Here is a 19749-nt window from a genome sequence, read left to right as displayed (position 1 = left end):
GCGAGGTCGACCGCGCCTGAGACCGCGGTATTTTATTTCCGGTTCTCCTCGCAGAATTTGAGCGCGGCGAGCGCCTCGCCGGCGCGCGGGATCTGCATCTCGATGCTGTCGTCGTCATCGTCCTCGAAATCGAGCGTGAGGCGCTTGGCCTTCGACAGGCGGTCCATGATCGATTGATCGAACTCGAAGATGCCGCGCACGGTGGTCTTGTCCATGACCTCCCACTTCGCCTTCGACATGATGTCGGAGTCGTCGGTGCCGACGTCGGCCTTCAGGATCTCGCCGACCTTGTCCCACTCCCAGCCGTCATAGATCATCACGATCACGATGGCCTTGTCGGAATAGGTGATGACGATGACGTAGTCGCGGTTCTCGTCGTCCTTGTCCTTGTAGCCGCGGCTGGCATTGCAGTGGGTGTCCTGGGTGCGCTTCTCGATGGTCCAGTCACCGACCTTGGACTGTTGGGCGACCGCAGGCCCGGCACTCAAGGCGCCGGCCAGCAGCGCAGCGGCAAGAAGAAATCGTTTCATGTCAGCCTCCCGCGTTTTCCCCTGCTCAAGCTGACCACCTCTCTCCGCAAGCCGCAAGGACTTCAGCCGGCTCGCCCCGGCGAACCGACCCTAGACGCGCCGCGGTACGATCGCGATCGGCGTGAAGGTGTAAACCTCCTCGCCGTTCTGGTTGAACATCGTCCATTTCACCAGCGCGATGCCTTGCGGCTTCGACTTCGACGGCGTCACGCTCATGACCTCGCCGACCAGATGTAGGCGATCATTCGGCCGCACCGGAATAGTCCAGCGCAGCCCATCGACGCCGGCGCCGATCAGCGGATGCGGGCCGAAGGGACGGGTCTGGATCGCGAGGTTCATGGCGATTGCCGCGGTGTGCCATCCCGACGCAGCCAGGCCGTTGAACAAGGTCGCCTTGGCGGCCTCGTGGTCGAGATGCATCGGCTGCGGGTCGAACTCGGCGGCAAACCGCTTGATGTCGGCCTCGGTAACCTCGACCTCGGGAGATTTGAAACGCATGCCGACGGTGAGATCGTCGAACCAGGCGACTTGTGCCATGATTTTGCCTCGAAATGTGACGCGCGGCCCGCGCGATGCGCGCAGCCATAGCAGTGAATTGGTGGTCCGGATGTAGCGATTTGGCCGCTCGCAGGCCAGCCCCTGGGTTCCCCGCGAAACCCCTTTCCCAAATCGACGAAACACGCCTGAAACAGATGGCCGGTTATGTGGTTGTCAAAATCATACAGGGACGTGCGTCATGCAATTCTTCCTCGACCTGATCAGCGAATACGCCTGCTGCCAGCACCCCGTCGCTCAGCCGCTTGGGGAGGACCAGCTATGATCGAGTTGATCTCAGCCCTCCTCGTCCTTTGCAGCATCGGCATCTTCGCAGCGCATGCGGTGGATGCCTACCGCACCACGCACTACTGACCGTCGCTAGAACGGCCGCCGGTAGAAGTGCTCGGAATGCGTTGCCGGTGGAAACCGGTTGGCGAGCGCCAAGGCCCCCTTCTCGTCCGTCTCGAGCGCGATCTTCTGCGCCAGCATCACGTCGCCCGGCACGAGGAAGCCCGACGGGACGAAGCACCACCCCATCGTTGCATTCCCCGCGTCGTCGACCTCGTGGACGTTGGCGGCGGTGCCGTAGTGAATGCGATAGCGCTTGCCGCTGTCGCAACCGATGACGTCAAAATGCCGGTGCTGCTGGAATTGTGCGCGCTGCTCTTCAGACAGCCATTCGGACAAAAGCCGGCGACCGCGCGCCTCGGGCGTGTTCTCGCCGAAGAAGCGCCGGTAGAGCTCGCGGAGCGCGTGCAGACGCGCTCGCGCGGGCGCGCGAAGCCTGAAGACCGCGATCATGGGCCGTTCAGATCAACCGCCGACCAGGCGGGGATAGAACAGCGTTTCGTGCGCGGTCGGGTCGAACGATTTGATACGCGTGACTTCGCCGGGTCCGGTCCGGTACGCGGCGGTAAAGCCCACGCCGGTCAGCTCCCGAAAACGTTGTTCGGCCCGCGCCAACGCTTCGGCATTTTCAGGGTCAAACTCGTGGCGTGTATCGCCCGTCTGATCCATCACGATCTGGGTAGCCATGTTGAGTTCTCCTCATGCCAGCCCCAAACTTGATCTAAGCAAACCTCATGCCGTCGGTTCCTGAAAGCAACAACTTTCTCTGACAAGCAGGTCACGCCTTCTGGAGTACCTCAGCGCGCCGCCGCCCCGCCACCCCCGTCGATCTGCCGACCCATCAGCGCGATGGCCTTCTGGTAGACGCCGGCCGCATTCCACGCCTGGATGGCGGCGAAATTCGGTTCGCCCGGCTGGTAACCGGCTCCCGCACGCCAGCCATTGGCTTTCAGGAAATTCGCCGTCGAGCTGAGCGCGTTGGCGGCGACATCGAGATTACCGGTGCCGTAGGCCAGGATGTTCTTGGGCATGAACTGGGTCTGGCCGACCTCGCCATGCATGGAGCCGCGGGTGGACCCCGACAGCGTACCGCGATCGACCAACTTCAACGCCGCATAGAGCTGCTCGGTGAAGAATTCAGGACGGCGGCAGTCATAGGCGAGCGTCGCGATCGACGAGAGCATGTTCTGGTTGCCGCGCTGGCTGCCGAAACCGGTCTCCATGCCCCAGATCGCGATCAACGGCCCGGCCGGCACGCCGTAGCGCTGCTCGATCGAGGCGAACATTGCGGCCTGCGACTGCTTCAGCGACCGGCCGCGCGCCACGATAGTGGTGGCGCCGCGCTTGGCCAGGAACTGATCGAGCGACAGTGAAAAGCTGTGCTGGCTGCGATCGGCGCCAATGGTCGCGCTGGCATAATTGGTCTGCATCAGCGCCGAGATCGCGGTCTGGCCGATGCCCTTACCCTGCGCCTCCGCACTAAACTCGCGCTTCCAGGCCTCGAAGCCGCCGGGTCCGTTGCCGCATTGCGCGGCATGGGCGACGGGCATTAGGGACAGCAGCAGCGCAGCCGCGCCGATCATGGCCGTCGCAACGGTCCTGCCCTTGGTCATTCCTGCGTTCCCTTTCCTCGATTTTGCGCGACCGGCTCGCACGCGGGCATGATCCTACGTCAGCCGCGCGTGCTCAAGCCCCCGACCGATGCAATCAATGCAAGCATTGCGCTTGACATGAATCAAAGGCTTATCAATCGCCATCGATCCCGAGCAGGAAATCCACCATGATGCTCTGGTGCCGCTGGTACATGTCGGCGCCAGTCGCGGTGACACAGCCGAGCTTGCGGGCTTCGGCGATGAAGGGCGATATCTCGGGCTTGGTGATAACGCAGCCGCAATAGGCCGACGGCGTCAGCCGCGTGACGTCGACCGGCAGCGGGTCGCCGTCCTTCATCCCGGCGGGCGTGGCATTGGCGACGAAGTCGAAGCCCGAGGGATCGGCAGTTCCAGCCCGCGCGCGTCCTTTGCCAAGCCTGTTGAGCTGATGGATGAGCGTATCCCTGCGCTCGGCCGAGCTGTCGTGAACCGCGAGCTCGCTGACGCCGGCTTCGACCAGAGCAAGCGCAATCGCCGAGCCTGCCCCGCCGGCACCGACCAGCAGCGCCCGCATGCCGCGGGGATCGATCCCCTTCGCCCGTGCGGCGCCGAGGAAGCCGAGTCCGTCCACCATGTCGCCGTGCCACGAACCATCAGCGCGGCGGCGCATCAGGTTCACGGTGCGGAGGAAGTGCGCGCGTTCCGTCGCGCTGGCGCAGGCCTGGTAGCAGGCAAATTTGTGCGGGATCGTCACGACGATGCCGTCGAGGTTCTTCAACCGGCTCGCCACTGCGAGAAAATCCGGCAGATCAGCGGTCGCAACCTGAACCGGAACCAGAATGCCGTCATGGCCGCGCGCTGCGAACTCGGCTGAGACTCCCGCGGGCGAACGAACCTGGGCGATGGGATCGCCGACGATGACGTAGAGCCGCGTCGCGCCTGATGGCGCCGGGATCATGCCGCTCAAGCCGACACCTCGGAGGTCAATTCCAGTCCATCCAGATTGCCCTCCTTCCGCCATTTGGCAAGAAGCCGCAGGAACGCCATCGGCCCGCGCCAATACTGGCTGTTGCGCGCCGCGGTCGGATCGAACACGCCTTCATTGTTGTAGTAGCCGGGCGTGCATTCGGCGAGGTAGGTCTGGCGGCCGACCGCGGCCTTGACGACCTCGTCGACCCAGGCGTTCTCGGCCGCCAGCGTCGGCTCCAATGTCCTTGCACCGCGCTTGCGCGCCTGATCGATGACATAGGCGATGTGCTGCGATTGCTCGTCGATGATGTGCGGAAAATTGGCGCTCTGGCCGGCCTGCACCGTCACGATCAGGAAGCAGTTCGGAAAGCCGCGGCTGTAGAAGCCGTGCATCGTCTTGACGCCGTTGCGCCAGCGCTCGGACAGGCTGACGCCGTCGCGGCCATAGACTTGAAACCCCATGCGGCGTGCATAGTCGGTGCCGACCTCGAAACCGCTGGCGTAGATCAGGCAGTCAATTTCATAAGCCTTGCCGTCGACGACGACCGCATTTTCGGTAATGCGCTCGACGCCCCTGCCTCCGGTGTCGACGAGATGCACATTGGGGCGATTGAACGTGTCGAGATATTCGTCGTGAAAGCACGGCCGCTTGCAGAATGCCTTATACCAGGGTTTTAGCGCCGCTGCGGTCGCGTCGTCCTTGACCACAGCGTCGACGCGGGCCCGGATCTCCTCCATCTTGCGATAGTCGGCCTGCTCGATCACCTTCAGCGCCTCCTCCATCGAGGTCACCGGTTGCGGCTGGCGGCGCGGCGCCAGCAAGATCTCGCCGAGCAGGCCGGTCCAGCCGTCCTGCACCAGATCCTGCTCGAACGGCTCACCAGAAATCACGGCAGTGAAATTGTCCATCCGCTCGCGCTGCCAGCCGGGCTTCAGGCTTTCCGCCCAGGCATGATCCGTAGGCTTGTCGTCGCGCACGCCGATCGCCGACGGCGTGCGCTGGAACACGTAGAGCTCCTTCGCCGACCGGCCGAGATGCGGCACGCATTGCACGGCGGTGGCGCCGGTGCCGATGATGCCGACGCGCTTGTCGCCAAGACCGGCGAGACCTCCCTCGGCGCTGCCGCCGGTGTAAGCGTAATCCCAGCGGCTGGTGTGGAAGCTGTGGCCCTTAAAGGTCTCGATGCCGGGAATGCCCGGCAGCTTCGGCCGGCTCAACGGCCCTCCAGCCAAAATCACGAAGCGCGCGCGGATGCGATCGCCGCGATCGGTCTCGACCAGCCAGCGTCCCTCTTGCTCCTGCCACGTCATTCGCGAGATGACGGTCTGAAACAGTGCACGCTCATAGAGACCAAAATGGCGGCCGATGCGGCGCGAGTGTTCGTAGATCTCCGGCGCGCGCGCATATTTGCGCACCGGCATGTAGCCGGTCTCTTCCAGCAGCGGCAGATAGATGTAGCTCTCGGTGTCGCAGGCCGCGCCGGGATAGCGATTCCAGTACCAGGTGCCGCCGAAATCCGCCGCCTTTTCCACGATGCGGAAATCGGAGATGCCGGCCGCGCGCAGGCGCGCGCCGCACAGCAGGCCGCCGAAGCCGCCGCCGACGATCAGCGCCTCTGTCTCTTCGGCAATCGCCGCGCGTGCAAATCCAGGAGTGGCCCAGGGATCGTCGAGATAGTGAGCAAAGCTGCCGGTAGCCTCGACATACTGCGCCTTGCCTTCGGAGCGCAGACGCAAGTCGCGCTCATCACGATAGCGCGCACGCAAGGCCTGAATATCGATGCTAGGTGCGCCGGCTGCGCCGGTCTTGTGTCTTTCCGCTGACATCGATCTCCTCCACGGCGGCTGCAGCTTCGGCCTGCTGCGCGCGCCAGTTAGCCCTGAAAAAGTGGCGCATGCAATCACGTCCATCGCTTTTTGCGTGAACGCCGCGTGACGTTCCGCTAACCTTCCGCGCAAATCACAAGCTTACGCCATGCAACGACGTGGCGGCCTGGAGGGAACGATGCAGGGATTGATGATGGACATGCCGCTGCTGATCAGCGGCCTGATCCAGTATGCTGCCGACTATCACGGCGAAGCGGAGATCGTCGCGCGCGAAATCGAAGGCGACATCCATCGCACCACCTACGCGGAGGCTCATCCGCGCATCAAGCGCATGGCGTTGGCGCTCAAGCGGCTCGGCATGAAGCAAGGCGACCGCGTCGGCACGCTGGCCTGGAATACGCATCGCCATTTCGAGATGTTCTACGCGGCGCCCGGCATGGGCTATGTGCTGCACACCGTCAATCCGCGATTGTTTCCAGAACAGCTCGTCTACATCATCAACCACGCCGAAGACCGGCTGCTTTTCGTCGACCGCGCCACGCTGCCGATCGTCGAGGCGATCGCACCGCAGCTGAAGACGATCGAAGCCTACGTGATCATGTCGTCGCGCGAACGCATGCCGGAGACGACGCTTGCGAACGTGCATTGCTACGAGGAGCTCCTGGACAAGGAGAGCGACGCTGGTTTCGCCTGGCCGTTGTTCGACGAGAAATCCGCATCTACCATCTGCTACACCTCGGGCACGACGGGCAATCCCAAGGGCGTGATCTATTCGCACCGCGCCGCGATCCTCCAGACCATGACATGTTGCGGCTTCGATTTCCTGACCGGGCATGTCGAAGGCGTGCGCGAGGTGATGATGCCGATGGCGCCGCTGTTCCACGGCAACGGCTGGAACATGCCGTTCACCGCGCCCTATACCGGCTCCAAGCTGGTGCTGCCCGGCCGCAATTACGAGCCCGACAAGCTCTATGAGTTGCTGGAGGGCGAGAAGGTGACGCTCTCGGCGGGCGTGCCGAGCTTCTGGCTGATCCTGCTCGACTGGCTCGGCCGCACCGGAAACAGATTCTCGACGCTGCGCGCAACGCTGTCGTCGGGCTCGGCGCCGCCGCGCGCGATGGTCGAAAAGCTCAAGCGTGACTACAACGTCGACTACATCCAGGCCTGGGGCATGACGGAAGCGCTGGGTTGCTCGATGCCAGGCCTGCGGCCGGGCTCGGAGCATCTCAGCGACACTGAAAAATTCGACCGGCGCCAGGTCTCAGGTCGCGCCTGCTTCGGTACAGCCTTGCGCATCGTCGACGACGCCGGCAACGAGCTGCCGCGCGACGGCAAGAGCGTCGGCCATCTGCGCGCCCGCGGTCCTTGGGTCGCCTCCGGCTACATGAAATTAGAAGAAGGCCTCGACCGCGACGGCTGGCTGATCACCGGCGACATGGCCGTGATCGACGCCGAGGGCCACGTCACGCTCACCGACCGCTCCAAGGACGTAATCAAGTCGGGCGGCGAATGGATCTCCTCGATCCAGCTCGAGGACATCGCCCTGTCCCATCCCGACGTGCTGCAGGCCGCCGTGGTCGCGATCGCTCACGAGAAATGGCAGGAGCGGCCCCTCCTTCTCGTGGTCCGCAAGAAGGGCGCGACCGTCGACGGCAAGACCCTGCTCGACCATATGCGCCCCAGGATCGCGAGCTGGTGGATGCCGGACGCGGTCGAATTCCTCGACGAATTCCCGATGACCGGCACCGGCAAGGTGCTCAAATCGGCGCTGCGCGAGAAATTCAGGGACTATCGCGTCGGGTAATCTCGCCCTCTCTCATTGCGCGGTCATCTTCATCTTTTGGTAGATTCGGGGGCGATATATCCTGATATCGCTAACCCCTGATCGAGGACATCATGGCGTTTTCCGGACTGGGCCTGCATCTCGGCAATCTGTCCCGCCTGTCGAATGCGCAGACGCGTTCGATCAGCCCTGAGAATTTCACCGGCGAGAAGGGCAAGGGCGGCATGTCCGTCGACGGACCTGCGGCGCCCCAGGCCCGCGACCTTGGGCAAGGCTGGAAGGTTTCGCCCTTTGTCGTGATCGAGCCCGGCGCAACGTTCACGCTCGCCGACATCGAGGGCCAGGGCGCGATCCAGCAGATATGGATGACGCTGGCGCGCGGAAGGCTTCGCCATTCGATCCTGCGCGTCTACTGGGACGACCAGGAGCATCCGAGCGTGGAATGCCCGGCCGGCGATTTCTTTGCCTGCGGATGGGAAGAGTTCGCGCAGGTGTCGTCGCTCGCGGTCTGCGTCAATCCCGGGCGTGCCTTCAACTGCTATTGGGAGATGCCGTTCCGCAAGCGCGCCCGCTTCACGATGGAGAACCGCAGCGAGGAGGCCCTCACCGTCTATTACCAGATCAACTACACCTTGACCGAGGTGCCCGAGGACTGCGCCTATTTCCATGCGCAATTCCGCCGCACCAACCCACTGCCCTACAAGGACGTCTACACCATCCTCGATGGCGTGAGCGGGCACGGCCAATATATCGGCACCTACATGGCCTGGGGCGTCAACAACAACGGCTGGTGGGGCGAAGGCGAGATCAAGTTCTTCATCGACGGCGACGGCGAATTCCCAACCATCTGCGGCACCGGCACCGAGGATTATTTCTGTGGCGCGTACAATTTCGATCCCTATGTGGCGCATTCCGGCCGCGGCTCCGTACAGCAATCGCGCTACCAGGAGTTCACGACGCCCTATGCCGGCCTGCCGCAGGTGATCCGTCCCGACGGCGTCTACAAATCGCAGCAGCGCTTCGGCATGTATCGCTGGCACATTCCCGACCCCATCCGCTTCCAGAGCGATCTTCGCGTCACCATCCAGGCGCTGGGCTGGCGAACGGGCCTCAAGGAGGCAAAATATCTCCCGCTGCAGGACGACATCGCTTCCGTGGCGTTCTGGTACCAGACGCTGCCGGCCGCGCCGTTCCGCGAACTGGCCGACCCGGAATATCTCGAGATCGACTAGCCCGACGCCTGAGGAGGTCCAGCATGCTCTATCCGATGTCGCCAAAAGTCGTCGAGCTCAAGCGCAAGCTCGAGAGTTTCATGGACCGGCACATCTATCCGAACGAGGAGCGATTTTATCGCGAGGCGGAAGAGCTTGGGCCGTGGAAGGTCTATCCCGTCGTCGAGGAACTGAAGCCGCTGGCACGCGCCGAGGGCCTGTGGAACCTGTTCCTGCCGGAGTCGCGCCATGGCGCGGGCCTCACCAATCTCGAATACGCTCCGCTCTGTGAGGTGATGGGACGCTCGCACTTAGCGCCGGAAGTGTTCAACTGCTCGGCGCCCGACACCGGCAACATGGAGGTGCTGGAGCGCTACGGCTCGAAAGAAGACAAGGAGCGCTGGCTGAAGCCGCTGCTCGCCGGCGAAATCCGCTCCTGCTTCGCCATGACCGAGCCTGCGGTCGCCTCATCCGACGCGACCAACATCGAGAGCTCGATCGTGCGTGACGGCGACCATTACGTCATCAACGGGCGCAAATGGTACACGACCAACGCGACCGATCCGCGCTGCAAGATCTGCATCTTCATGGGCAAGACCGACCCCGACAATCCGGATCGCCATAAGCAGCAATCCATGATCCTGGTGCCGATGGACACGGCGGGCATCGAGGTGAAACGGCCCCTGCCCGTGTTCGGCTTCTATGGTGTCCCCGACCGCGCCTCGGAGGTGATCTTCACCAACGTGCGCGTGCCGAAGGAGAACATGCTGCTCGGCGAAGGCCGCGGTTTTGAGATCGCGCAAGGCCGCCTCGGCCCCGGTCGCATCCATCATTGCATGCGGCTGATCGGACTTGCCGAACGCACGCTGGAAAAGATGTGCCGACGCGTCCGCAGCCGCGTCGCCTTCGGCAAGCCGGTGTCCGAGCAGACCGTGACGCAGGAGCGCATTGCCGAGGCCCGCATCATGATCGAGCAGGCCCGCTTGCTGACGCTCAACGCCGCCTACGCCATGGACACTGTCGGCAACAAGGTCGCGAAAGCCGAGATCGCGATGATCAAGGTCGCCGTTCCCAACATGGCCTGTCAGGTCATCGACTGGGCCATCCAGGCCCATGGCGGCGGCGGCACCTCGAACGACTTTGGCTTGACCCAGGCCTACGCCACCGCGCGCCTGCTGCGCCTCGCCGACGGACCGGACGAAGTGCACAGGAACCAGATCGCGCGGTTCGAGCTGAGAAAATATTCAAATGCCTGAGGAGGCGCTGGCCCGTCAGGAGGTATCGAAGCTAACGGATTGGGATCGGGTCTAGTCGGAGCTTGGCGGCTCATCGATGGAAACCGGCTCATTCTTCTGCTTCGTGGCTTCGAGCATCGCGCTGAAGATTATCATCGGCAGGTAAAACATAAGCATGATCGTGCTCCTCCTGCAGCGACAACCTCGACTTGCAGAGCCAAGTTCCCCAAATTGACGGCTCGCCGCCGCGGAACATTTTCGCGGCTTACCTGACTACCGACGAAAACGAGTCTCAAAGAGTATCAGGAACGCATCGCGTCAATCGCATGAGCGATCAACACCATTGCGCTCGCGGCGATGAGAAATACAAGCAACCAACTCACGTCCGCCTCCAACACCGGGAGTGAACGGGCTCATGCTTGCACAGTCAAAAACCATCCGACTGGAACCGCTATTTCAGCGGCTCGCTGATGCTTCGCAGCAACAAGTGTGTCCGCTGTCGGTCCTATCGACAGAATGCCAAAAGGAGCAACGCGCCAACCACGCAGGCCGCGAGGACTAAAAACCAAATGCCCAATGCAGCTCCCCGACTCACACACGCGAGTCAGGATTAGCTCCGCCATTTGGCTTTGACACGCTTGCTACCGGCTTTTCCCCAGCCCAAACGCGGCTCCATCGGCGCTCGCGTTAATCCAACACCTCCACCGTCGCCGACCGCCCTGCAACCAGCGACATCCCATCGGGCACCGGATCAAGCGCGATGCGCACGGGCACGCGCTGGGCGAGCCGCACCCAGCTGAAGGTCGGGTTGACGTTGGCGAGCAGGCTCGCGCCCTCGGCGCGGTCGCGGTCCTCGATGCCGGCGGCGATGCTCTCGACATGGCCGGTCAGCGTGACCTTCTCGCCCATCAAGCGGACCTGCACCTTGTCGCCGGTACGGATGCGCGCGAGTTTCGTCTCCTCGAAATAACCCTCCACATGCAGCGTGTCGCTGTCGACCAGCGCCATCACGCCCTTCCCGGCGGTGACGTACGCGCCGGGCCGCAGATCCATGTTGGTGATTACGCCGTTCACGGAAGCCCGGACCTCGCTGCGATCGAGATTGAGCTGGGCCACCGCGCGGTCGGCAACCGCCGCATCGAAGGCTGCCTTGGCCTGAAGCTGGGTCGCGAGCACCTGTTCCTGCTTCTGTTGCGAGACGGCATCGGTTGTCAGCGTGCTGTAGCGCTTCAGATCGGCATTGGCCTGATCCAGCGTGGCCTGATGACCCGCCACCGACGCGTCGGCCTGCCGCAACGCCAGCGCAAAACGCTCGCGGTCGATCTTGAACAACACGTCGCCGCGATGGACTTTCTGATTGTCCTTGACCAGGACGTCGGTGACAAAGCCGGAAACGTCAGGCGCGACCTGCACCACGTCGGCGCGCACACGGCCGTCACGGGTCCAGGGGGACTCCATGTAATAGACCCAAAGCTCGCGACCGACGCCGAGCGCGGCAACGACAGCGAGGACGGTCAGCGCAAGCCGGCCGAGCCAGGCAACATTTCCTTTCATGAGAGATACTCCGAGAGATAGACGACGCCGCCGAGAAGGCAGACGAAAATCGCGAAATCGAACAGTGCGCGGTGCCAGACCAGCCGGTAGAGGTCGAAGCGCTGCATCAGCCGGCGCAGAAGCGCGCTCAGCACATAGGCGACGATGATCCAGAGCAGGAGCGCCGGCACGAGCACGCCATAGATGTCGATTACATATCTCATGCCGCCACACTCGCATCACCGCGCGGCCGATAGGCCGGCGCGTCCGGGAACAGGCCGCGGCGGATGCCGACAAGGCCGATCAGAGCGTCTTCGCGCGCGCTATCATTGGGATCTTTCACCGCCTGGGCCAGCGCCCGGTCGACGCTGGTCAGAAGCTGGCTCGGCATTCCGCCGCCCGCGTAATTACGGCAAGCAATGGCGAGCTGGTCGAGCATGTCGTCGATCACGGCGATGGTCGATACCGCAAGCCCATAGCGCGCACGGCGCAAATCGATGATGTTGATGCCGATGCGGAGCTGGACAAGGCTGTCGGCGTCGCGCCGATCGCTCTCCGACAGGAAAGCGATGCGCTGCACCAGCAGCCCGAGCCGGTGCAGCATGAGGCCGGCGAACTCCGCACGGTCGCGCTTGCCGCGCCGTTCGGCGGCAACCGCGATTGTGATCCAGCTCGACAGCACCAGGCGATTGGCGATCCACTCCGCGCCCACCCCGCGCGCGATCCGCGTCACGATCTCAGCAATGAGAACGCCGACGAAGAAGGCGACGGCGGAATTGGCGTAGGACACAAAATCCGCGATGTAGGTCGATTGCAGCGCGAGCAGCGTTGCGGTGTTTGCCGCGAGCGCCATGCCGGTGCCAGCAGTGGCAGGCCGCGCGATCAGGAAGCCATAGAGCAGGAAGGTCGGCGCCAGCGCGACAACCAGGACCTCGATATGAGAGATCGCAGGCACCAGCGCGAACAGATAGATCGCAACCACCACGATGGCGACCAGCGACCACAGGCCAAAGCTGCGGATGAAGCGCGCGGGCTCGTCCTGGGCTGCGAAGAACGAACAGGCCACCGCCGCCATCATCGGCGCCGAGGCGCCATCGGACCAGCCCGTGCCGATCCAGAACGCGCAGCAAATCAGGATCGCCACGGCCGCACCGGCCGCCGACCACAGCGCGAGGCCGCGATCTCTGTGGCGTACGGGCGCGGCGCCGGCTTCGGAATGGAAGGCCAGATCGAGGGTCGAGACGTTGCGGTTCTCGGCGATCGCTACGGTCAGCGCGCGGCAGTCGCGCGAGAGATCGACGAGCTCGCGCAGTCGCGACAGCAGGCTCGTGATGATGATCCGCTCCCAGGACGCGCTGTCATCGAGCACCGCCTGCCGCTCCGCGATCATGGCGCGAATCCGCTCTGCCGGTTGCCGTGCGCTGACGTCGCTGACGATCCATTGCGCGATATCCTCCAGAATCTGCTTCAGCTCGGGCTGCCGGCGCAGAGCCTCCTCCCCTAACGCAGCCAGCCGATCCTCCAGCGAGGCGATCACGGGCAGCAGCATCAGCATGCGCAGCCGGATTTCGCCAAGGCCGGTCACCGCATTGCGATCGGTCAGTTGGTCGTAGGCGAGATGGGTGGACAGCGTATCGATTTCGACGATGTCGGTCGCAAGCTTGAGGCGCTTGCCGCGGCGGGTTTCGTTGGTGCCTTCGCGCAGCAGCACGACGTTGCTGAGACGGCGCGCATCCGACAGCCAACTATCGACACGGCCGGCGACCGCCGGCGCGACGCTGCGGGGAAACACGATCGTCGAGACCAGGCTGGCGCAGATGATGCCAAGTGAGATTTCCTCCAAGCGCGCAACCGCCGTGTCGAAGATCGCACCGGGCTCGGACACCGCGGGAAAGCCGATCAGCGCGACCGTGTATCCGGCCAGCATGAAGACGTAGCTGCGCGGCGTGCCGTCGAGCAGCGAGAGATACAGGCAGAGCCCGACCCAGAGCGCGATGGCGAGGCACAGCAGTTCGGGCGCGTTGATCAGGTTCGGCACCAGCGCCACCGTCATGGTCGCGCCGGCCAGCGTGCCCATCACACGGAAGAAGGCCTTTGAGCTGGTGGCGCCGGCGAGCGGCTGCGAGGTGATGTAGACGGTCGCCATCGCCCAATACGGCCGCGGCAGGTCCATCGCGAGTGCAATGACCAGCGCCAGCATCGACGCGGCGAACGTCTTCAAAGCAAAAATCAGGTCCGCATGGCGGACCAGGAACGGCTCTTCCGCGCGCATGATTATTTCGCCTCTGGAAACGCCTTTGCCTCAAGCAGGCTGGCCCGCCGCTCGATACGCTGGAGCGTCTCGAAAGTTATCGCAAGTTCCTCTGGCGCGATATCCTTCAGCAGACCCGCCCGTACGCGCCGCAAGATCCGGTTGGTCTCCTCGACCTTGGCCTCGCCCGCTTTGGTGAGATGGAGCGTTTTGGCACGACGGTCGGTCGGGTCCTCGCGGCGCTCCACCAGGCCCTCGGCCTGGAGCAGGTCGATCAGCCGCACCAGCGACGGCCCTTCGATGCCGAGCTCGTCGGCAAGCACGCCCTGCCGAACGTTCTCGCCCTGCCGCGACAGCACCAGCAGCGGGATCGCCGTCGCATAGGACAGGCCATGATCGGACAGCGCCTGATCCGACTCGCGCCGCCAGATGCGGGCCAGGCGCGTGATGAGCCGGCCGATTTCGCCGTAGATAAAGCCTTGCGAGGGTGCCATGCAATTTAGATAGGACACAAACTATTAGGCTACAACTATATATCCTGCATAGCTCGATTGATCACGAAAAAGCGAACGAGACAAGCAATATGGGCCCCGGTTCCACGACAGAGGCACAGGCGGCGATGGTGGGCGACAGCACGTTGATGCTCGTCCCGACCTTCGTCGTCGTGGCGGTGGATGCCACGGGAATGGGCATCATCCTGCCGCTGCTGCCGTTCTATTCGCAGCGGCTCGGCGCTACGCCGTTCCTGATCGGCGCGCTGATCTCGGTTTATGCGGTTTGCCAACTCATCGCCGGTCCCGTGGTCGGCATTCTCTCCGACCGCTACGGACGACGGAAGGTTCTCGTCGTCAGCCAGATCGGAACCTTGATCGGATTCGTCCTGCTCGCGCTGGCCGGCAATCTGACGCTGGTTTTTCTGGCGCGCATCATCGATGGCCTGACATCAGGCAACATCTCGGTCGCGCATGCCTATGCCGCCGAGCACAGCGCGCCGGCAACGCGCAAACAGGCGCTCGGAATGACCAGCGGCGCGATCGGAACCGGACTGCTGCTCGGCCCCGCGTTATCGAGCTTCCTCGTCCATTACGGCCAGACCGCGCCGGTCTGGGCGGCAGCCGTGCTCTCGCTGATCAGCATTGTCGCGACCATCGCCCTGCTTCCGCCGGACCATCCGGCGTCCGAGCCGCTCTACCAGCATCGCGTGCCCGAGCCGACGCTGACACGCAGCCTGTTCGGCATGCGCTACGCCTGGCGTCTGCTCGGCCTGCTGATAGTGTTCTTCTTCGTCAACTCGATGTTCCTGTCGCAGATCGGCCTATTCCTGTCGGCGCGGTTCTCCTGGGACGGCCATCCCTTCGGCGCACGCGAGCTCGGCTGGATGTTCGCCTATGCCGGCTTCATCAACATGGTGGTTCAGGGACTTCTGATCACCCGGGCGAACCTCATTGCCTCCGACCGCAGCATCGTGATGGCGGCATTCGCCTGCATGGGCCTCGGATTTGCGGGGCTCGCGGCCGGCAGCAATATCAGCCTGCTCGCGCTCTATCTGACGCTGATCATTGTCGGCACCATGTTCGCCCGCAGCACGCTGACGGCAGAGCTGTCCCGCTCGACCGCGATCAACCGCCAGGGCATGATCATGGGCCTCAACCAGTCGCTGATGTCGGGTGCGAATATCAGCGCCCCGCTGCTGAGCGGCGCGCTGATCGGCCATCGCCTGTTCGTGGCCTGGGCTCTCGTCATGGCCGCGATTGCGGCGATCGGTGCAGCGCTGGCGGGCCAGCTGCTCGACACACCGCGCGCCCGCTAGCGCCCTCGGCTCACTTCACCAGATACACATCCGGATCGGCGCTCGAGCTCGGGTTCTTGAAGGCATTGCGCAAGGCCGCCGATATCGGAACATTGTAGTTGATACCGTTCGGCGGCGTCGGGGATTCCAGCCACTTCCCGTAGAGCACCTCGATCTCCGGGCTTGCATAGAGCTCGGCGGTGGCGCGATCGGCCAGCGCCTTGAACGGCGCGTCCTCCCGCCGCAGCATGATCCCGAAGGGCTCAGCCTTCGCAAACGCTTCTTCGCTGATCATGAACAGGGCCGGCTCCTTCGAGCGCGCAATGGCGACCGCGAGCTGAACGTCGTCGAGCGCGTAGGCCTGCGCGCGGTCGGTCTCCAGCAACAGGAACGCTTCGGCCTGATCCACGGCGGGCATGATCCTGATGCCGAGATTGCGCTCGGTATTGACCTTGGCGAGCTGGTTCAAATTGACCGAGCCTGCGACCGCGGTCACGGCCTTGCCCTTGAGATCGTCGATGGTGTTGATCTTGGCGGCCTTCTTGGCCGCAAATCGCGTCGCGCTGAGGAAATGCGTGTTGGTGAAGGCGACCTGCTTCTGGCGGTCGGCATTATTGGTGGTCGCCGAGCAGTGCAGGTCGAGCGTGCCGTTGACCATCAGCGGGATGCGGTTCGACGACGTTACGGCGACATAGTCGACAGCAATGTCGGGCATGCCGAGCTGCTTTTTCACGGCGTCGACGATCTTGAGGCAGATATCCATGGCGAAGCCGACCGGCTTCTGGTTGCCATCGAGATAGCTGAAGGGCACGGAGGCTTCCTGATAGCCCAGCGTGATCTTCTTGGTCTCCTTGACCTTCTGAAGCGTGCCCGACAGATCTTCGGCAGACGCTGCGCCGGCAAGACAAGTGACGGCCAAGAGAACGGCGGGTAGACGCATCGGGGGCTCCTGAAAGCGGGTTGCGCCTCCATGCCGGGCGCAATCGAGGGGTTGATAGCCCAGGCGCAGGCCCGCCGCCAGACCGGCCTGCACCTATCAGCTATCGCAGCTTTCGATATGCGCCGGGAGCCGGGGGAACGGATATATTTTCGTCATGTCCCCAGCTACATTGCCGCACACAAGCAACCTCGCCGACTGCTATAAGTTCTCCAGCAAGATTCCCCGCCATGACCGCTCAGACCGCCTTCGACCTGATCTTCCGCAATGCCCAGTTGCGATCAACCCCTGCGACCGTCGATATCGGCGTGAAGAGCGGACGTATTGCCGCAATCGAACCCAGGCTGGCTTGCGAGGCGATCGAGGTCGATCTCGGCGGACGGCTGGCGCTGCCCGGCTTCGTCGACACCCACATCCATCTCGACAAGGCCTGCCTGCTCGAGCGTTGCGGGCACATCCACGGCACGCTCAGTGATGCCATCCGTGCCGTCTCGGCGATGAAGCGGGATTTTGACGTCGACGATGTCTATGCGCGCGGCGCAAAAGTGCTCGAGCGCGCCATCGTTCACGGCACGACACGGATGCGCACCCATGTCGAGATCGACGCACGCATCGGCTTGCGCAGCTTCGAGGCGATCAAGGCGCTCAAGCGTGACTATGCCTGGGCGATTGATCTGTCGCTTTGCGTCTTCCCGCAGGAGGGCCTGACCAACGATCCCGGAGCCGAGGAGCTGCTGGTCCAGGCCTTGCGCGACGGCGCGGAGGCGATCGGCGGCTGCCCCTATACGGACACCGACCCAAACGCGCATCTTTCGCGCATCTTCGACCTCGCACAGCAATTCGACCTCGATGTCGATCTTCATCTCGACTTCGATCTCGATCCCTCCTGGTCGCATCTCGACGAAGTCTGCCGGCAGACCGAACAGCGCAACTACAGTGGTCGCGTCGCGATTGGGCATGCCACAAAACTCTCGGCCTTGCCGCCGGAGCGGCTGAAGGCGGCCACCGCACAATTGGCGAAGGCCGGCGTAGCCGTCACCGTGCTGCCCGCGACCGATCTCTATTTGATGGGGCGCGAGGCCACCCACAACGCGCCACGCGGACTGACGCTGGCGCATAAGCTCGCGGGCGACGGCATCGTCTGCTCGGTCGCGACCAACAACGTGCTCAATCCCTTCACGCCGTTCGGCGATGCCTCCCTGCTACGGATGGCGAACTTTTACGCCAACGTCGCCCACGCCGCCGTCGCCGATTTCGACACCTGCCTCGATCTCGTCACAGAACTGCCCGCACGGCTGATGAACCTCGGGGATTACGGCATCGAAGTCGGAAAACCCGCCGATCTCGTCGTGCTCGACACGCAGGACAGCCGCTTCGCCGTCGCCGAGCTGCCGGATGTCCTGATGGGTTTCAAGAACGGGCGGCAGACCTTTGAGCGGAAGCGAGCGACGCTGCTGAAGCCGTGAGACCGAACCGCTCGCGCAACTGCAAATTGACCAACGGAGCAACCGGATGGCCTTCGACAAGATATTCCTGAACGCCCGCTTCGACGGCGGGGCTCGCCATCACATCGCGGTCAAGGACGGCCGCATCGCCGCGCTCATGCCGGCTGACACGCCGGCCGGCAGTGCCGAGACGATCGACCTCGGCAACGCCCTCGTCGTTCCCGGCTTCGTTGAAGGCCACATCCATCTTGACACCAGCTTCTATGGCGACGCCTGGCGTCCGCACAAGCCCTGCACCAATGGCTTCAACGTGCACGAACGCGTGGCCTTCCAGGCCCAGAACATGGCAGAGGCCGCGCCGATGGACGTGCGGGCGCGCAACCAGCTCGATCTCTGCATCGCCCATGGCAGCACGCAAATGCGCAGCCACGTCATGGTCGACGGCTCGGTCGGCCTGAAATCGCTGGAAACGATTTTGCGCGTGCGCGAGGAATATCGCGGCCTGATCGACATCCAGCTCGTCGCCTTCCCCCAGAGTGGCATTTTGGCGAGCCCGGGCACACCGCAATTGCTCGACGAAGCCATCGGGCTCGGCGCGAACCTGGTCGGCGGGCTCGATCCCGCGAGTTTCGATCGCGATGTCGAGAAGCATCTCGATGTGGTGTTCGGCGTCGCCAACAAGCACGGAATCGATGTCGACATTCACCTGCACGACATGGGAACGCTCGGCGCCTTCGAGATCGAGCAGATCGCAGCGCGCACGCGTGCGCTCGGCATGGAGGGCCATGTCGCCATCAGCCACGCTTACGGGCTTGGCGACATCAACGCAGATCAGCTGAAAACAGTCGCCGATACCCTCGCCCGCTCCGGCGTCGCGATCATGACGAATGCACCTGGCGCCCGCGCCTTCCCGCCGATCCTCATCCTGCGCAGCGCCGGCGTCACCGTGTTCAGCGGCAACGACAACATCCGCGATTCCTGGTGGCCCTATGGCGACGGCGATATGCTGCGCCGGGCGACGACGCTCGGCTATCGTTCGGGATTCAATATCGACGAGGAATTACGCGTCGCGTTCGATGTCGTCACCGAGGCCGGTGCCAAGGCGCTGCGGCTCGAAGGCTACGGTCTGCGCGTTGGCGCCAAAGCCGATTTCGTCACGCTGAATGCGGAACACGTGCCCGAGGCCGTGGTGGCGGCGCCGCAGGGCCGCGCTGTCTACAAGGCAGGTATGCTCGTCGCGCTCAACGGTAAGATGATCGGGAAACATCTCTGATCATCGCACCTTTCCGGCCCGATTCACCGCGAATTCGCCCCCAAATCCCGGTCCGGTAGAATCCCGGACCGTAGCTCCACGCGTTGCGAAGCCGGCCGCGCAGATCATACTGGGAGACGCGCACTGACCATCTGCGTTCTTTTGGGGAAGTTATGGATATGTTCAGCGCATTCCGCAGCATTGACTACCATTCCATCCGCGCCAGCACGCCCGCCGAGACAGCCGTCAAGCGATTGAACGGCATCGGCGAAGTGCTGTCGGGCTTGGACGTCTCGGCGATCCACACGCAGGACGACATGGCCCACGCGCTGTGGACGCTCGACACCGCCGACAAGTGCATTCGCATGATCCTGGCCGAGTTCAGGACCGAGCGCACCAAGGACGTCGTCCGCGAAGCCACGAGCCTGATCGACTTGATCGAGGCCGCCCGCGACGAGATCTCGGGCTATCGCGACGGCGGCAGGATCCTGAGCTGAGCGGGCGCGTTCA

At 63.6% G+C, this 19749-nt stretch carries 19 protein-coding genes; 7 read left to right on the top strand and 12 right to left on the bottom strand.

Translation table 11 applies throughout. The features are described 5' to 3' along the window. Positions 1 to 32: 32 nt before the first annotated feature. The 7 genes from ACLFLU_RS18810 to ACLFLU_RS18780 all read right to left on the bottom strand — a co-directional run bounded on the left by ACLFLU_RS18810 (position 33) and on the right by ACLFLU_RS18780 (position 5803). Complete coding sequence (locus ACLFLU_RS18810; RefSeq protein ID WP_426413645.1) at positions 33 to 530, bottom strand: hypothetical protein; 498 nt, start codon at positions 528 to 530, stop codon at positions 33 to 35. Between the two features lie 90 nt (positions 531 to 620). After that, positions 621 to 1067, bottom strand: a complete 447-nt coding sequence (locus tag ACLFLU_RS18805; protein WP_426413644.1) for a MaoC family dehydratase — start codon at positions 1065 to 1067, stop codon at positions 621 to 623. A gap of 378 nt (positions 1068 to 1445) precedes the next feature. After that, on the bottom strand, positions 1446 to 1868 hold the full coding sequence (locus ACLFLU_RS18800) for a hypothetical protein (protein WP_426413643.1): 423 nt from the start codon (positions 1866 to 1868) through the stop codon (positions 1446 to 1448). 12 nt (positions 1869 to 1880) lie between these two features. Next, positions 1881 to 2102, bottom strand: coding sequence for a hypothetical protein (locus ACLFLU_RS18795; RefSeq protein ID WP_426413642.1), 222 nt, complete (start codon positions 2100 to 2102; stop codon positions 1881 to 1883). A gap of 110 nt (positions 2103 to 2212) precedes the next feature. After that, on the bottom strand, positions 2213 to 3028 hold the full coding sequence (locus tag ACLFLU_RS18790) for a lytic murein transglycosylase (protein WP_426413641.1): 816 nt from the start codon (positions 3026 to 3028) through the stop codon (positions 2213 to 2215). A gap of 133 nt (positions 3029 to 3161) precedes the next feature. Then, complete coding sequence (locus tag ACLFLU_RS18785) at positions 3162 to 3965, bottom strand: shikimate dehydrogenase family protein (RefSeq protein ID WP_426414025.1); 804 nt, start codon at positions 3963 to 3965, stop codon at positions 3162 to 3164. Between the two features lie 5 nt (positions 3966 to 3970). Next, on the bottom strand, positions 3971 to 5803 hold the full coding sequence (locus ACLFLU_RS18780) for a flavin-containing monooxygenase (protein ID WP_426413640.1): 1833 nt from the start codon (positions 5801 to 5803) through the stop codon (positions 3971 to 3973). Positions 5804 to 5981: 178 nt separating this feature from the next. Between ACLFLU_RS18780 and ACLFLU_RS18775 the strand changes: the two genes are divergently transcribed. The 3 genes from ACLFLU_RS18775 to ACLFLU_RS18765 all read left to right on the top strand — a co-directional run bounded on the left by ACLFLU_RS18775 (position 5982) and on the right by ACLFLU_RS18765 (position 10053). Next, positions 5982 to 7607: a long-chain fatty acid--CoA ligase gene (locus ACLFLU_RS18775; RefSeq protein WP_426413639.1), complete on the top strand. Its 1626-nt coding sequence runs from the start codon at positions 5982 to 5984 to the stop codon at positions 7605 to 7607. A gap of 92 nt (positions 7608 to 7699) precedes the next feature. Next, on the top strand, positions 7700 to 8818 hold the full coding sequence (locus ACLFLU_RS18770) for a glycoside hydrolase family 172 protein (protein ID WP_426413638.1): 1119 nt from the start codon (positions 7700 to 7702) through the stop codon (positions 8816 to 8818). Positions 8819 to 8841: 23 nt separating this feature from the next. Further along, positions 8842 to 10053 (top strand): acyl-CoA dehydrogenase family protein, encoded by a 1212-nt coding sequence (locus tag ACLFLU_RS18765; protein WP_426413637.1) that lies wholly within the window; start codon positions 8842 to 8844, stop codon positions 10051 to 10053. Positions 10054 to 10719: 666 nt separating this feature from the next. On the opposite strand, the gene ACLFLU_RS18760 is transcribed toward ACLFLU_RS18765, so the two are convergent. Genes ACLFLU_RS18760 through ACLFLU_RS18745 form a run of 4 tightly spaced genes read right to left on the bottom strand, consistent with a single transcriptional unit; the run spans position 10720 to position 14310 of the window. Continuing rightward, a complete protein-coding gene (locus ACLFLU_RS18760; RefSeq protein ID WP_426413636.1) occupies positions 10720 to 11586 on the bottom strand; it encodes an efflux RND transporter periplasmic adaptor subunit in 867 nt (288 codons plus the stop codon). After that, complete coding sequence (locus ACLFLU_RS18755; protein ID WP_148749382.1) at positions 11583 to 11789, bottom strand: DUF1656 domain-containing protein; 207 nt, start codon at positions 11787 to 11789, stop codon at positions 11583 to 11585. Before ACLFLU_RS18755 ends, ACLFLU_RS18760 begins: the two co-directional genes overlap by 4 nt. Next, positions 11786 to 13837 (bottom strand): FUSC family protein, encoded by a 2052-nt coding sequence (locus ACLFLU_RS18750; RefSeq protein WP_426413635.1) that lies wholly within the window; start codon positions 13835 to 13837, stop codon positions 11786 to 11788. The genes ACLFLU_RS18755 and ACLFLU_RS18750 overlap by 4 nt, the downstream gene beginning before the upstream one ends. A gap of 2 nt (positions 13838 to 13839) precedes the next feature. Continuing rightward, complete coding sequence (locus ACLFLU_RS18745; protein ID WP_426413634.1) at positions 13840 to 14310, bottom strand: MarR family winged helix-turn-helix transcriptional regulator; 471 nt, start codon at positions 14308 to 14310, stop codon at positions 13840 to 13842. 89 nt (positions 14311 to 14399) lie between these two features. Between ACLFLU_RS18745 and ACLFLU_RS18740 the strand changes: the two genes are divergently transcribed. Beyond that, positions 14400 to 15626, top strand: coding sequence for an MFS transporter (locus tag ACLFLU_RS18740; protein WP_426413633.1), 1227 nt, complete (start codon positions 14400 to 14402; stop codon positions 15624 to 15626). A gap of 10 nt (positions 15627 to 15636) precedes the next feature. On the opposite strand, the gene ACLFLU_RS18735 is transcribed toward ACLFLU_RS18740, so the two are convergent. Then, positions 15637 to 16545: an amino acid ABC transporter substrate-binding protein gene (locus ACLFLU_RS18735; protein WP_426413632.1), complete on the bottom strand. Its 909-nt coding sequence runs from the start codon at positions 16543 to 16545 to the stop codon at positions 15637 to 15639. Positions 16546 to 16772: 227 nt separating this feature from the next. On the opposite strand from ACLFLU_RS18735, the gene ACLFLU_RS18730 reads away from it, so the two are divergent. From ACLFLU_RS18730 to ACLFLU_RS18720, 3 genes are all read left to right on the top strand, one after another. Further along, positions 16773 to 18008, top strand: a complete 1236-nt coding sequence (locus tag ACLFLU_RS18730) for an amidohydrolase family protein (RefSeq protein WP_426413631.1) — start codon at positions 16773 to 16775, stop codon at positions 18006 to 18008. 46 nt (positions 18009 to 18054) lie between these two features. Continuing rightward, the gene (locus ACLFLU_RS18725; RefSeq protein ID WP_426413630.1) at positions 18055 to 19260 is read left to right on the top strand and encodes an amidohydrolase family protein; all 1206 of its coding nucleotides are present in this window, start codon (positions 18055 to 18057) and stop codon (positions 19258 to 19260) included. A 158-nt stretch (positions 19261 to 19418) separates the two neighbouring features. Then, entirely contained in the window at positions 19419 to 19736 is a 318-nt protein-coding gene (locus ACLFLU_RS18720) for a hypothetical protein (RefSeq protein ID WP_426413629.1), read from the top strand. Positions 19737 to 19749 lie beyond the last annotated feature (13 nt).

This window comes from Bradyrhizobium ganzhouense (genome assembly GCF_049949285.1).
In the GTDB taxonomy this organism is placed as follows: Bacteria; Pseudomonadota; Alphaproteobacteria; order Rhizobiales; family Xanthobacteraceae; genus Bradyrhizobium; species Bradyrhizobium ganzhouense.
The sequence above is the reverse complement of the archived record's forward strand: the minus strand, read 5'-3'. Positions and strand labels throughout refer to the sequence as shown.